Annotated in this window: 15 protein-coding genes; 7 read left to right on the top strand and 8 right to left on the bottom strand. The window is 73.4% G+C overall.

The window, feature by feature from the left end; translation table 11 throughout:
- Window positions 1-153: 153 nt before the first annotated feature.
- The 3 genes from ACLQ2X_RS21865 to ACLQ2X_RS21855 all read right to left on the bottom strand — a co-directional run bounded on the left by ACLQ2X_RS21865 (window position 154) and on the right by ACLQ2X_RS21855 (window position 4,513).
- Window positions 154-489 carry a cold-shock protein gene (locus ACLQ2X_RS21865; RefSeq protein WP_425682940.1) on the bottom strand — a complete coding sequence of 112 codons (336 nt, stop codon included), beginning with the start codon at window positions 487-489 and terminating at the stop codon, window positions 154-156.
- Window positions 490-650: 161 nt separating this feature from the next.
- On the bottom strand, window positions 651-2,909 hold the full coding sequence (recG, locus tag ACLQ2X_RS21860) for an ATP-dependent DNA helicase RecG (protein WP_425682939.1): 2,259 nt from the start codon (window positions 2,907-2,909) through the stop codon (window positions 651-653).
- The gene (locus ACLQ2X_RS21855; protein WP_425682938.1) at window positions 2,906-4,513 is read right to left on the bottom strand and encodes a DAK2 domain-containing protein; all 1,608 of its coding nucleotides are present in this window, start codon (window positions 4,511-4,513) and stop codon (window positions 2,906-2,908) included. The genes recG and ACLQ2X_RS21855 overlap by 4 nt, the downstream gene beginning before the upstream one ends.
- 218 nt (window positions 4,514-4,731) lie before the next feature.
- Between ACLQ2X_RS21855 and rpmB the strand changes: the two genes are divergently transcribed.
- The 3 genes from rpmB (at window position 4,732) to ACLQ2X_RS21840 (ending at window position 6,400) form a co-directional block, all read left to right on the top strand.
- On the top strand, window positions 4,732-4,923 hold the full coding sequence (rpmB, locus tag ACLQ2X_RS21850; protein WP_091064024.1) for a 50S ribosomal protein L28: 192 nt from the start codon (window positions 4,732-4,734) through the stop codon (window positions 4,921-4,923).
- 221 nt (window positions 4,924-5,144) lie between these two features.
- A complete protein-coding gene (locus ACLQ2X_RS21845; RefSeq protein WP_425682937.1) occupies window positions 5,145-5,660 on the top strand; it encodes a hypothetical protein in 516 nt (171 codons plus the stop codon).
- Window positions 5,582-6,400: an ATP-grasp domain-containing protein gene (locus tag ACLQ2X_RS21840; RefSeq protein ID WP_425682943.1), complete on the top strand. Its 819-nt coding sequence runs from the start codon at window positions 5,582-5,584 to the stop codon at window positions 6,398-6,400. Before ACLQ2X_RS21845 ends, ACLQ2X_RS21840 begins: the two co-directional genes overlap by 79 nt.
- Here ACLQ2X_RS21840 and ACLQ2X_RS21835 read toward each other — a convergent pair.
- Window positions 6,397-6,864, bottom strand: a complete 468-nt coding sequence (locus ACLQ2X_RS21835) for a GNAT family N-acetyltransferase (protein WP_425682936.1) — start codon at window positions 6,862-6,864, stop codon at window positions 6,397-6,399. The genes ACLQ2X_RS21840 and ACLQ2X_RS21835 overlap by 4 nt on opposite strands.
- Before the next feature lie 62 nt (window positions 6,865-6,926).
- Entirely contained in the window at window positions 6,927-7,877 is a 951-nt protein-coding gene (locus ACLQ2X_RS21830) for a thiamine-phosphate kinase (protein ID WP_425682935.1), read from the bottom strand.
- Between the two features lie 163 nt (window positions 7,878-8,040).
- On the opposite strand from ACLQ2X_RS21830, the gene ACLQ2X_RS21825 reads away from it, so the two are divergent.
- Entirely contained in the window at window positions 8,041-8,274 is a 234-nt protein-coding gene (locus ACLQ2X_RS21825; protein ID WP_425682934.1) for an Lrp/AsnC ligand binding domain-containing protein, read from the top strand.
- A complete protein-coding gene (locus ACLQ2X_RS21820; RefSeq protein ID WP_425682933.1) occupies window positions 8,275-8,859 on the top strand; it encodes a DUF3515 family protein in 585 nt (194 codons plus the stop codon).
- Window positions 8,860-8,881: 22 nt separating this feature from the next.
- Here the strand turns inward: ACLQ2X_RS21820 and ACLQ2X_RS21815 are convergent, their stop codons facing one another.
- Together ACLQ2X_RS21815 and ACLQ2X_RS21810 are read right to left on the bottom strand one after the other, a co-directional pair.
- Complete coding sequence (locus ACLQ2X_RS21815; RefSeq protein WP_425682932.1) at window positions 8,882-9,985, bottom strand: D-alanine--D-alanine ligase family protein; 1,104 nt, start codon at window positions 9,983-9,985, stop codon at window positions 8,882-8,884.
- A gap of 171 nt (window positions 9,986-10,156) precedes the next feature.
- A complete protein-coding gene (locus ACLQ2X_RS21810) occupies window positions 10,157-10,381 on the bottom strand; it encodes a hypothetical protein (RefSeq protein WP_425682931.1) in 225 nt (74 codons plus the stop codon).
- Between the two features lie 276 nt (window positions 10,382-10,657).
- Between ACLQ2X_RS21810 and ACLQ2X_RS21805 the strand changes: the two genes are divergently transcribed.
- Window positions 10,658-11,503: a helix-turn-helix domain-containing protein gene (locus tag ACLQ2X_RS21805; protein WP_425682930.1), complete on the top strand. Its 846-nt coding sequence runs from the start codon at window positions 10,658-10,660 to the stop codon at window positions 11,501-11,503.
- Between the two features lie 4 nt (window positions 11,504-11,507).
- Entirely contained in the window at window positions 11,508-11,699 is a 192-nt protein-coding gene (locus ACLQ2X_RS21800; RefSeq protein WP_425682929.1) for a DUF397 domain-containing protein, read from the top strand.
- A gap of 8 nt (window positions 11,700-11,707) precedes the next feature.
- Here the strand turns inward: ACLQ2X_RS21800 and ACLQ2X_RS21795 are convergent, their stop codons facing one another.
- Window positions 11,708-12,772: an ROK family protein gene (locus ACLQ2X_RS21795; protein ID WP_425682928.1), complete on the bottom strand. Its 1,065-nt coding sequence runs from the start codon at window positions 12,770-12,772 to the stop codon at window positions 11,708-11,710.
- Window position 12,773: the final 1 nt, after the last annotated feature.

Genomic DNA, 12,773 nt, shown 5'->3' with positions numbered 1-12,773 from the left:
GTCAAGATCGCAGCACCCACCATGACGCGAACAACGATCATCAATGCTCAAGGATCTGCAACCATGCACGAGGTCGTAAGGGATGTCTCGTAACTCCTGCAGCGTTCAGACGAGCGGGTGTAGCGCGCCGAGCTGCGAAACTCCAGGCAAGTCTTACTGCGGTTGATCTGCACGGTTCGGAGTGTCGCCGTCTGTCGGTGCATCGAACTCCAGGCGCAGGATGCTGCTGTAGGCCGCTGACGGTTGCTGAGGGGCGGGTGCCGGTGGGCGGTCGTTGCCGGTCCAGACGGCGAGGGCCCGATAGTCGTATCCGTCCTGCCAGCCGGTCTCGAACTCGAACGAGACCGGTTGACCTGGGCTGAGGACGCGGTAACCGCTCATCAGGACGTTGCTGAAGTGGGCCCAGCATCCGCCGGGGGTGGCGTCGGAGTCGAGGACTCCCCAACCGTCGTCGCTGTGCCATTCCCGGACGGTTCCGACCGTAATCACCGAAACAGTGTTGCACCTGGTCGTGGTGACGTGCTGCTCAGTTGCTTGGGTCTGTCGTCGGTGGAGGCCGAGCCGGTCACCTGGCTCAACTGGACCTCGTCGCACCGCGCCAGCAGGAACACACCATTGTCGAGAGGACGCAGACATCGACGAAGTCGAGTTCAGCCCTTCTCCAGGTATTCGGCCCGTTCCTCGTCGACCAGGGCCGCGACCGAGGCCGCCAGCGCCGGATGCCGGACCAGATCCGGGTCCTCCTCGACCAGTTCGATCGCCTCGGCCCGCGCGTCCCGGATCAGCTCGGCGTCGCGTCTCAGCGACAGCAGCCGCAGGTGGGAACGCCGGCCGGACTGGGTGGCACCGAGCACGTCGCCCTCACGGCGCTGCTCCAGGTCGAGTTCGGCGAGCTTGAACCCATCCGTGGTGGACGCCACCGCGTCCAGCCGTTCCCGCGCCGACGAACCCTCGGCTGCCTCGGTGACCAGCAGGCACAGACCGGCCGCCGAACCGCGACCCACCCGGCCGCGCAACTGGTGCAGCTGGGACACGCCGAAGCGGTCGGCGTCCAGCACGATCATCACGGTCGCGTTGGGCACGTTCACGCCCACCTCGACCACCGTGGTGGCGACGAGCACGTCCAGGTCACCTGCCGCGTACGCGCGCATCACCGCGTCCTTCTCCTCGGCCGGCAGCCGCCCGTGCAGCACCCCGATCCGCAGCCCGTGCAACTGCCCCTCCGCGAGCAGCGGCGCCACCTCGGTCACCGCCAGCGGTGGCCGGCGACCGTTGTCGTCCTCGCGCGGCGCCTCCTCGTCGGACACCGGCCCTTCACCGATCCGCGGGCACACCACGTACGCCTGGTGGCCCTTGGCGACCTCCTCGCGCACCCGGCGCCAGGCCCGGTCGAGGAACGCCGGCTTCTCGGCGGCCGGGACCACGTGCGAGGCGATCGGCGAGCGACCCTGCGGAAGCTGCGACAGCGTGGACGTCTCCAAATCGCCGTAGACGGTCATGGCGACCGTCCGCGGGATCGGCGTGGCGGTCATCACCAGCACGTGCGGCGGCTGCTCGGCCTTGGCGCGCAACGCGTCGCGCTGTTCCACGCCGAAGCGGTGCTGTTCGTCCACCACCACCAGCCCCAGGTCGGAGAAGTCGACGCCCTCGTAGAGCAGGGCGTGCGTGCCGAGCACGATGCCGGCCCGACCCTCGGCCACCTCGGCCAACGCCCGGCGCCGGGCCGCCGCGCCCAGCGAACCGGTGACCAACTCCACCCGGGTGGCGTCCTCGGCGGCGCCCAGCTCACCGGCCCGACCGAGCGGGCCGAGCAGGTCGAGGATGCCCCGGTGGTGCTGGGCGGCGAGCACCTCGGTCGGGGCCAGCAGTGCGGCCTGCCCGCCGGCGTCGACCACCTGGAGCATGGCCCGCAACGCCACCACCGTCTTGCCGGAGCCCACCTCGCCCTGCAACAGGCGGTGCATCGGGTGCGCCCGGGCCAGGTCGGCGGCGATCTCCCGCCCGACGACCTGCTGCCCGGAGGTCAACTCGTAGGGCAGCCGGGCGTCGAACGCGTCCAGCAGGCCGCCGGTCTTCACCGGCCGGGCCCGTGCCGGCCACGCCGCCGCCCGGTGCTTGCGCTGCACCAGCGTGAGCTGCACGGCGAACGCCTCGTCCCACTTCAACCGGCGGCGGGCCCGGTAGAGCGCCTCCTTGCTGGACGGCCGGTGGATCTCCCTCAGCGCGGTGCCGATGCCGGCCAGACTGCGGGTGGCCCGCACGGTCGCCGGCAGCGGGTCCGCCGGCGGGGTGAACGTGTCCAGCACCACGCGCACGCAGCGGGCGATCACCCAGGTCGGCACCGCCGCTGCGGCCGGGTAGACCGGGATCAGCGCCCCGGCGAACTCCTCGACCTCCTCGTTCACCGCCGCCTCGCCCTCGCCGCCCTCACCGAGCAGGACGTACTCCGGGCCGTTGAGCTGCCGCTTGCCCCGGAACTCGGTGACCTTGCCGGCGAACAAGCCCCACCGGCCCGGCCGCAGCTCCCGCTCCCGCCAGGCCTGGTTGCCGAAGAACGTGCAGGTGAGCACGCCGCCGGAGCCGTCGCCGACGGTGACCTCCAGGAGGTTGCCGCGCCGCTGGCGCATCGGCCGCACGGCGGTGCGCTGCACCTGGGCGAGCACGGTGACCTGTTCCCCCACGTCCAGCGAGCGGATGTCGGTGTGCTCGCCGCGCTCGTCGTAGCGGCGCGGGAAGTGGTAGATCAGGTCACCGGCGGTGTGCAGGTCGAGGTGCCCGGCCAGCGCCTTCGCGGTGCGGTCGCCGACCAGCTTCTTCAGCGGGGTGTCCACTGTGGTCGGCGCGCCCGGGGAGTGAGCCGGTTCCGCGAGGCCGGCGGTCGCCGACGGAGGTGGCTCTTCGTTCGTCATTCGACCCCCAGCAGGAGCGGATAGTACGGCTGCCCGCCCTCGTACGCCTGCACCTCGACGAACGGCCAGGCGCGCTCGACGTGGGCGCGGACCCGGTCGGCCAGCCCGGCCGGGGCGTCCGCGCCGCAGAGCAGGGTGACCAGCTCGCCGCCACCGCCGAGCATCCGGTCGACGACGGCGGTGCAGGTGTCGGTCAGGTCCTGCCCGATCAGATGCACCTCGCCCTCCACCAGGGCCAGCACGTCGCCGGCCCGGCACGGGCCGGCGACGGTGAGCGCCTCCCGGGCGGCGTGGCAGACCTCGGCGTACCGGCAGGCGCCAGCCGCCTCGGCCATCGCGATCACGTCGTCCTCGAAGCGCCGTTTCGGGTCGCGCACCGCGAGCGCGGCGAGGGCCTGCACCGGGGAGCGGGTGGGCACCACACTGACCTTGATGCCGAGGCCGTGCGCCTCCCGCGCCGCCGCGCTGGCCACCGACTGGGTGTTCGGGTCGTTCGGCAGCACCACCACCCGGGCGGCGCCGGTGGCCCGGATCGCGTCGAGCAGCTCACCCGTGGACGGGTTCGCCGGCACCACCACGGCGCCTTCGGCGGTGACCAGGTCGGCGATACCCGCGCCGGTGGCCACCACCACGGCGGCCCGACCCTCCGGCCGGGGAGCCGCCGGCGCGACCGCGGCGACCTGGTCGGCGAAGCGGGTGACGGTGATCCGGTGCGGCCGGCCGGCGACCACGCCCGCCTCGACGGCCGCGCCCACGTCGTTGACGTGCACGTGCACGTTCCAGGTGCCGGAGCCGTCGCCGACCACGGCCAGCGAGTCGCCGAGCGCGTCCAGTTCCGTGCGCAGCCGGGCCACCGCCCCGTCGGTGGCGTCGAGAAGGTATTGCACCTCGTAGGCGTACGCGTCGGAGCCGGTCTCCCGCACGGCGGCGGCCGGCGGGTGGCGCACGGGCGGGGCGGACGGCGGCCCGGGGCTCTCCCCGGTGATCACCTCGACCAGCGCGTCGAGCAGCAGGCACAGGCCGCGCCCACCGGCGTCGACCACGCCGGCCCGGGCCAGTTCCGGCAACTGCTCGGGGGTACGCGCCAACGCGCGGGCCGCCTCCTCGGCCGCGCACCGGGCCACCGTGCGCAGGTCGTCGGTGTCCGCGCGCTGGGCCGCGCGGGCCGCAGCGGCGACCACGCTGAGCAGCGTGCCCTCGACCGGACGGGCAACCGCGGCGTACGCGGCGGTGGTGGCGGCGGCGAACGCGGCGGCGAGCTGCCGGCCGCGGACCGTCGGCGCGGCGGCGAGCGTGTCGGCGAGGCCGCGCAGGATCTGGGAGAGGATCACCCCGGAGTTGCCCCGCGCGCCGAGCAGCGCACCCCGGGCCATCAGCCGCAGCGCGTGCCCGTGCGGGGTGTGCCCGTCGTCGGGGAGGGTGCCGAGGTCCATGGCCAGGGCCTGCTGGGCCGAGGTGAGCGTGAGCACCAGGTTGGTGCCGGTGTCGCCGTCCGGCACCGGGTAGACGTTCAGGTCGTCAATCTCGCCCTGGTGCCGGCGCAGGGCGGCCAGCCCGCTGGCACACCAGCGGCGCACCGCGGCGGCGTCGAGGGTGTCCACCACGTCGGGAAGCCTACTGGCGCTCACTGACACGCGCCGGGGCGTCGGCCGCGTGTCCGCCCGACCGGCCCGCCGGTACGCTGGCTGGGCTCGCGCAGGGGCCGGTCGAGCCCGCGTAAGGGCCGGTTGGGCAGAGCCGACCGTCATCGGGTAACCTGGCCAGGTTGCCCGGGCTGCGCCTGGCGGCGACCTCATGAACGTTTCAATCCCAGGAGTATCCCGTGGCTAGCGTGTGCGACGTCTGTGGCAAGGGGCCGGGCTTCGGCCACAACGTGCCCTGGTCCAAGAAGAAGACCAACCGCCGCTGGAACCCGAACATCCAGTCGGTGCGTACCCCGGCCGGCGGCGGCACCACCAAGAAGCTGCAGGTCTGCACCTCGTGCATCAAGGCCGGCAAGGTCGCCCGCGCCTGACGCGGCAGCGCCACCGGAACATCGTCGGTCGCCGGCGGATCCCTTCGGGGTCCGCCGGCTTCTGTCGTGTCAAGCAAACTGTCGGCCACCGCGCCCGAGCCGTCCACCGATCCGCGTGGCGGTGCTGTCCGACCGGCCGGCGACCAGCGCCTTCCCGCCGGTTAGGGTGCTGCTGCGTCGGCCGTCCGGTTTCCGGCGCGGGGCGTGGGGAGGGTGATCAGGTGGACCTCGATCTCGGTCGTGAGCAACTGGTGGTGGTGGGTGCGTCGTTCGGCTCACTGAGCTGGTTCGACCAGGAGCTGCCGGCCGACAGCGTGGTGCTGGTCGAGGAACCGGACGTGATCGAGCGTCGTGGCCTGGCCGGGTTCGCCGAGCGGACGCAGATGATCAGCCGGCTCGTGGCGGCCGAGTACCAGACCGGGCTGGACGCCGACGCGCTGCTCGCCCGCGAGCCCGGCCTGGCCGACACGCGGCTGATCCTGCCCGGCCTGGAGTACGCGGTCGGCGCCGGCGCCCGGCTGGCCGAGCGGCTCGGCCTGCCCGGCGCCGGGTGGAGGCCGCCGAGATCTTCTCCGACAAGCACCGGATGCGGCTGCTCGCCGACCGGGTCGGGCTGGCCAACCCGGCCTACGAACTGGTCGACGATCCGGCGCGGGCGGTGGAGTTCGCCCGGGCCCACGGCGGCCGGTGCGTGCTCAAGCCCACCCGCCGTTCCGGCAGCCTCGGCGTGCAACTGATCACCGACCCGGCCGACCTGCCGGCCCGCTGGGCGGACAGCGCCACCCCGCCGGAGCCGGCCGAGGCCACCGGGCGCGGCCTGCCCACCGGTGTGCTGGTGGAGGAACTGCTGGTCGGCACCGAGCACAGCGTGGAGCTGCTGGTCGCCGACGGCGAGGTGATCTTCGCCAATGTCACCGACAAGCGGATCGCCGGCGGCCGGTACCCGGTGGAGACCGGGCACACCGTGCCGTCCGCCCTGCCCGTGGCCGAACACGACGCGCTGCGCGCCGCCGCGGTACGCCTCGCCACGGCGGCCGGTTTCCGCAGCGGCATGCTGCACAGCGAGTGGATCCTGGTCGACGGCGTACCGACGCTTGTCGAGTGCGCCGCGCGGATGCCCGGTGACATGATCACCGCGCTGATCTCGATCGCCTACGAGCGGGACGTCATCGAGGCGTACCTGCGGGTGCTGCGCGGTGAACGGCCGGCCCTGCCGACGCGGGCGACAGGCGCGGCGGCCATCGAGTTCCTCATCGCCCCGCCCGGCCGGGTCACCGCCGTCGACGGCCGGCGGGACGCGCTGCGGGTGCCCGGCGTGCTCGACGTGCAGGTGGAGACGAAGGTCGGGCAGACCGTACCGGAGCTGCTCTCCTCGGCGCACCGCAGCGGGCACCTGATGGCCTGGGGCGCGACCCCGGACGAGGCGGCGGACGCCGCGCGACGCGCCGCCGACCAGATCCGCATCACCGTCGGCTAGAGGGTACGGCCGAACGACAGGCAGCCCGGGGCGTCCTTGTAGAACCCGAAGTTCGGGACGGGTTCGTAGCCGGACGAGGTGTACATGGCGATCGCCTCGGGCTGCTTGTCGCCGCACTCCAGCACGATCCGCTTGCGGCCGTGGTCGCGGGCGGACCGCTCGACCGCGGCGAGCACCGACCGGGCCACGCCCCGGCCCCGCACGGCCGGCGAGGTGTACATCCGCTTCAACTCGGCGGTGTCGACGCCCTCGCCGTGGCTGCGCCAACCGCCACAGCCCACCGGCTGCCCGTCCAGGTAGGCGACGAGGAACTCGCCGTCCGGCGGGGCGAACTCGGCCGCGTCCACCGGGGTGTCGTCGCCGCTGCCGCCGTACCGGGCGCCGAGGTCGGCCAGCGCCGCCCGGACCAACGCCTGCGACTCGGGCGCGTCGAAGCGCCGCGGTCGGATCTCGATCTCACTCACCGTGCCAGGTTACGACCGCCGCCGGCACCGGCCCCCGTCCGGCTTGCGGTCGCCGACGCAGATCACTCCGCGCCACGGCGGAAGTGGTCCCAGCCGCGCGGACCGTCGTACCCGCGGCCGTCGACGGTGATGCCGGCGCCCGCGGCCACCCGACCGACCGACCGCCAGCCGTCCGGCAGCGTCGCGTCCCCGGCGAACGTCGCCACCAGGGCGTGGTCGTCGCCGCCGGTCAGGATCCAGGTGTACGGGTCGACGCCGAGCGCCTGCGCCGCGTCGCGCATCTGCCGGGGCACCTCGAAGGCGTCCCGGGTCAGGTCGATCGCCACCCCGCTGGCGACGGCCACGTGCCCCAGATCCGCCAGCAGCCCGTCCGACACGTCGATCATGGCGGTGGCGCCGGCTGCGGCGGCGGTCGGTCCGGCCGGGTACGGGACCTCGGGGCGACGGAACGCCTCGACCAGCAGCCGGGGGGTGCGGAAGCCCCGGGACAGCACGGTGTATCCGGCCGCCGCCCAGCCGGTGCGCCCGGCCAGCGCGACCACGTCCCCGGGCCGGGCGCCGGAGCGGACCACCGGAGCCCGGCCGGCCAGGTCACCGAGGGCGGTCACCGCGATGGTCAGCGTGGGGCTGGCCGACATGTCCCCGCCGACCACGCTCGCACCCACCAGCGCCGCCTCCGCGCCCAACCCGTCGGCCAGTTCCTCGGCCCAGGCCGGGTCCAGGTCGGCCGGCATGCAGAGCGCCACCAGCAGGGCGGTCGGGGTGGCCCCCATGGCGGCGATGTCGGCGAGGTTCGCCGCCGCCGCCCGGTGCCCCACGTCCCGCGCCGCCGACCAGTCGCGCCGGAAGTGCCGCCCCTCCACCAGCACGTCGGTGGAGGCGACCACCCGCCGGTCCGGCGCCGCCACCACCGCGGCGTCGTCGCCGGGACCGAGCAGGCAGCTCTCCCCGTGTGCCAGCCGGGCGGTCACCCGGTCGATCAGCCCGAACTCGCCGACTTCCGTGACCGTCATGCCGTCCCCTCGTCCCGCTTCGTCGTCCCGCACGTCCCACCCCGCTCCGCGTCGGCGTGTGCTCGCTCACCGCGTCTGACCGGCGACCGATCGGGATCACCGCCGCTCAGTACGGTAGTTTCACCCTTCGGGTCGCCCGGAGGCGACGGACGGAGGTCGAGTCGTGGTACAGGCGTACATCCTCATCCAGACGGAGGTCGGTCGCGCGCGTGACGTGGCCGGCCGGATCGCGGACCTTGCCGGCGTGGTCCGGGTCGACGCCGTCACCGGGCCGTACGACGTGGTCGTGCTCACCGAGGCGAACACGGTCGACGAGCTGGGCAAACTCATCGTCAGCAAGGTGCAGCTGGTGCCCGGCATCACCCGCACCCTCACGTGTTCGGTGGTGCGGCTGTAAGTGGACGAGACGAAATCCCCCCGCCCGGACGGCTCCACCCGACGGGCCGCGCTCTGGGCCACGCTCGTGGCGGTACCGGTGACCGTGGCGGTGGCAGCGTTCGCGCTGGCCAAGCTGGCCCCGGAGGCGCCGCAGGCGCAGCCGGACGCGTCGGCGAGCCCCCGGGTCCAGTCGAGCGCCCCGGTGCAGATGGCCGCGCCGGCGCTGGACGCGCGGCCGACCCTGGTCTGCCGGGCCCTGATGTCGCAGCTCCCGGACAGCGTGCGTGACCTGCCGCAGCGCCCGGTCACCGCGGGGCCGGAACAGAACGCCGCGTACGGCGATCCGGCGCTCACCGTCGCCTGCGGCGGTGCCCCGCCTGTCGTCCCGCCCACCGACGAGGTGTGGGTCGTCAACAAGGTCTGCTGGCACCCCACCGAGGAGGGCGACGCCACGGTCCTGACCGCCGTCGACCGGGAGACCGCGATCCGGGTGCGGGTGCCGAAGACCTACGAGGCGCCGTTGCAGTGGGTCACCGGCATCTCGGACACCATCGTCAGCTCCGTCCCGTCGGCCGCGAAGGCCCCCTCGGGCTGTTCGGCCTGACGCCCGCCGCCGCGCCGGCCGGTCAGCGGCCGGTGCGGCGGTGCAGGGCGGTGCGGATGAGCCGGTTGACCAGCTTCGGATACTCCAGCCCGCTGGCCGACCACATCTTCGGGAACATCGACGTCGGGGTGAACCCGGGCATGGTGTTGATCTCGTTGAGGTAGACGTCCATGTCCGGGGTGACGAAGAAGTCGACCCGGGCCAGCCCGGAGCAGTCCAGCGCGGTGAAGGCGCGGGTGGCGTAGTCACGCACCTGCCGGGCCACCGCGTCGGGCAGGTCCGCCGGCACGTCGTACTCGCAGACCTCGTCGGCGAAGATGTACTTGGCCTCGAAGTCGTACCAGTCGTGGTCGCCGATCATCCGCACCTCGGCGAGCACCGAGGCCTCCGGCGCGCCGCCGGCCTCCCCCTCCAGCACGCCGCACTCGATCTCGCGGCCGACGACCGCACTCTCGACCAGCACCTTGCTGTCGATCTCCCGGGCGGTGGCAAGCGCGGCGTCCAGGTCGGCCCAGTCGTCGACCTTGGTGATGCCGAACGAGGAGCCGGCCCGGGACGGCTTGACGAAGACGGGCAGCCCGAGGCGCTCCTTGTCCTCCTCGCTCAACGACATCCCGGCGCGCAGCACCGCGTAGGAGCCGACCGGGATGCCCTCGGCGGCGCAGAGTTTCTTGGTGAACTCCTTGTCCATGGCCGCGGCGGAGGCGAAGACGTTCGCGCCGACGTAGGGGATGTCGGCCATCTCCAGCATCCCCTGGATCGTGCCGTCCTCCCCGTACGCGCCGTGCAGCACCGGGAAGACCACGTCCACGTCGGCAAGCGCGACCGGCCCCTGCGCCGGGTCGAGCACCAGCAGGCCACCGGCCGCCGGGTCGGCGCGCAGCACCAGCTCGGCGCCGGAACCGGCGGTGATCTCGGGCAGCTTGCGATCGGCGATGGCGAGCCGGCCGGGGTCGCCGTCGGTGAGCACCCACTGGCCCTGCCGGGTGATGCCGACCGGGACCACCTCGAACTCGTCCGGGTCGAGGGCGGCCAACACGCTTCCGGCGCTGACGCAGGAGATGCCGTGCTCGGGGCTGCGCCCACCGAAGACGATCGCCACACGGGTCTTGCCTGGGGTGGTCATGGTCACCTCACCGGTTGCGACTGGAACTGGCCGTGCTCGCCGGTGGCGCTCACCCGGTTGACCTTACTGTGCGTTGCCGGCAGCGGTGACCCATACCCGGGCAGACGCGGAGTCGGGTGGCAAACGGTCAGACCGCCTGTACGGGGAGTAATCTGCCCGGCGGCGTCGAGGTCAGCCGGCCGGGTGCCGGGGCCGGCGGCCGACCGCGATGACCTTGACCCGCTGCCGGCGGGCCCGCACCATGCCCAACGCCATGAACGCGCCGGCGATCCGGTCGGCCGCCTCCCGGCTGTTCGCGCCGACCACCTGTCGGCGGCGTTCGGGACTGGTCCGCTCGTCGCGCCCGCGGCTCCCCGCAGGGCGGACGTCGGTCAGGACCACGAGGAACCGGGTCACCTCCGGCCCCCCACGCGTCGGGGGTGGCTGGCCGTCTCCGTCATCGCCGCCCCTCCCCGCCTGCGAACCGGCAGGGGCACGCGACGATCGGATCGTGGGGGGAGTGGAGATCCGATCGCCGCGCGCCCCATCCCCTCCGGTCGCTCACCGCCACCGTCGCCACGACAACCGGCGGTGAGGACGCCATAACAGATTGACAGTCTTCTCTGCGTGAATGCAACTCTCATCGATGTTCTCTCACGGCCGCCTTCCCATCCGATGTGCGACCCTCGATGCATGGCGCCCAAGACCGCTCGGTCCCGACGGCTCGGCATCGCCCTGCGCAACCACCGGGAAGCCGCTGGCCTCACCCTGGAGGCCGCGGCCGACGAGATCAACAGCACCCGCAGCACCCTGTCCCGCTACGAGAACGCGCAGACGCTCGTCAGCCCGGCCACCGTACGGGCGCTGCTGATCAGCTACGGCGTGGGGCCCGACGAGATCGCGGCCGCGGTGCAACTCGCCAAGGACGCCCGCAAGCCCGGTTGGTGGGTGTCCTACTCGTACCTGCTGGACCGGCGCACCATCGACTTCATCGCCCTGGAGGCCGAGGCCACCGGCATCGCGAACTTCGAACCGTCGGTGGTGCCCGGCCTGCTCCAGACCGCCGACTACATCCGCGGCGTCATGCGCGGCGGGCCACACACGCTCAGCGACCAGCAGGTGGAACAACGCGTCCAACTTCGACTGGACCGCCAGCAACGGCTCTCCGGCGGCGACCCGCCGATCCTCGACGCCATCATCGACGAGAGCGCGCTGCTGCGCCCGGTCGGTGACCGCCCGGTCATGGCCGGCCAGCTCCAGCACCTGTTGAAGATGGCCGAGCTGCCGAACATCACGGTGCAGGTGATCCCGCTGGCCGCCGGCTACCACCGCGGGACCCGGGGCTCACTGCACATCCTGGAGTTCGCCGACCCGGAGGACCCGATCATCGCCTCGGTGGAGACGATCGCCGGGCAGATGGTCCTCGACCGGCCGGGCGACCTACGCACCTGCACCAAGATCATGGAGCACCTGCGGACCGTGGCGCTGAGCCCGGCGGCCAGTCGGGACCAGCTCCTCCGCCTGCTCAGGGAGAGGTGACCCCATGAACGGCACGAACCACCCGGCGCCGAGTTGGCGCAAGAGCAGCCACAGCGGCGACGAGGGCGCGTGCGTGGAGATGGCGCCGCTGGCCGAGGCGGTCGCGGTGCGCGACTCCAAGGACCCGGCCGGCCCGGTGCTGGTCTTCCCGCCGGCCGCCTGGGCCGCCTTCACCGCCGGCCCGCCGCACGCCTGACAGGTGGGTCAGGCGTGCGGCCCACCCGGGGCCGCCACGGTGAGCGGGAGCCCCGCCCTGGACGCCTCCAGGGCGGCGATGGCCACGCCCCGCGCGCCGGCCATGTCCCGGTCCGGGACCAGCGCGAAGGTGGCCACCGCGCGCTGCTCCTCGCGCAGGACGGTGTGCGCGGCGACGGTGGCGAGGAACCAGTCCCGGAACTCCGGCGCCGCCTCCACCACCCCGCCGCCGACGAAGTACGCGTGCGGGTCGGTGAAGTTGGCAACGATGGTGAACAGCCGACCCAACGCCTTGGCCTGCTGGGCGAAGACCAGACGCGCCAACGGGTCGCCCCGTTCACCGTGCTCGCGCAGCAGCTTCGCCGCCCGGCCCGGCTCCTCGGCCGCCAGCGGATGCTCCGGGTGCCGGGCCAGCCAGTACGGCAGCAGGTTACGCCGGATGGCGGTGAGTGAGGCGACGCTCTCCGCGTCCCCGCTGAACCCGCAGGCGCAGTCCGGGACCGGCTGGTCCGGTTCGAGCAGCCCGTCCAGCGGGATGTGCACGTGCCCGAGCTCACCCGCCATGCCGGCCGCACCGGCGACCACCCAGCCGTTCTCCACCACTCCCCCGCCGAGGCCGGTGCCCACGATCGCGGACACCGACGACCGAGCCAACGCCTGGGCGCCGAAGTGGACGTGGTGGGCGTAGAGGGCGGCGGCGTTGCCGTCGTTCGCGTACACCACCGGCAGTCCGAGCTGCCGTTCCAACGCGGTGCGCACGTCGAAGCCCCGCCAGGCCGGCTGGGAGAAGTTGGTCGAGCCGCGCGAGGAGATCACCCCGGTGGCGCTGGCCGGACCGGGCGTGTCCAGCCCGACCGCGCGTACCAGCTCACGGGGCACCCCGGTGTGCGCCAGCACGCCGTCGAACGCCCGGACCAGCGCCGCCACGGCCGCCTGCGGCCCGTCGCCGACCTCGCTGGGGATCTCCAGCAGCCCGTCCACCAGGAACCGGCCGTCGACGGTCAGCACTGTCGCGTTGTCGCTCGTGCCGCCGTTGTCCAGCCCCACCACCACCGGAACCCCTGCGCTGCCCACC

This window comes from Micromonospora sp. DT31 (assembly GCF_049841795.1).
Classification (GTDB): Bacteria; Actinomycetota; Actinomycetes; order Mycobacteriales; family Micromonosporaceae; genus Micromonospora.
Note: the sequence above shows the minus strand (reverse complement) of the source record. Positions and strands in the feature narration are given on the sequence as shown.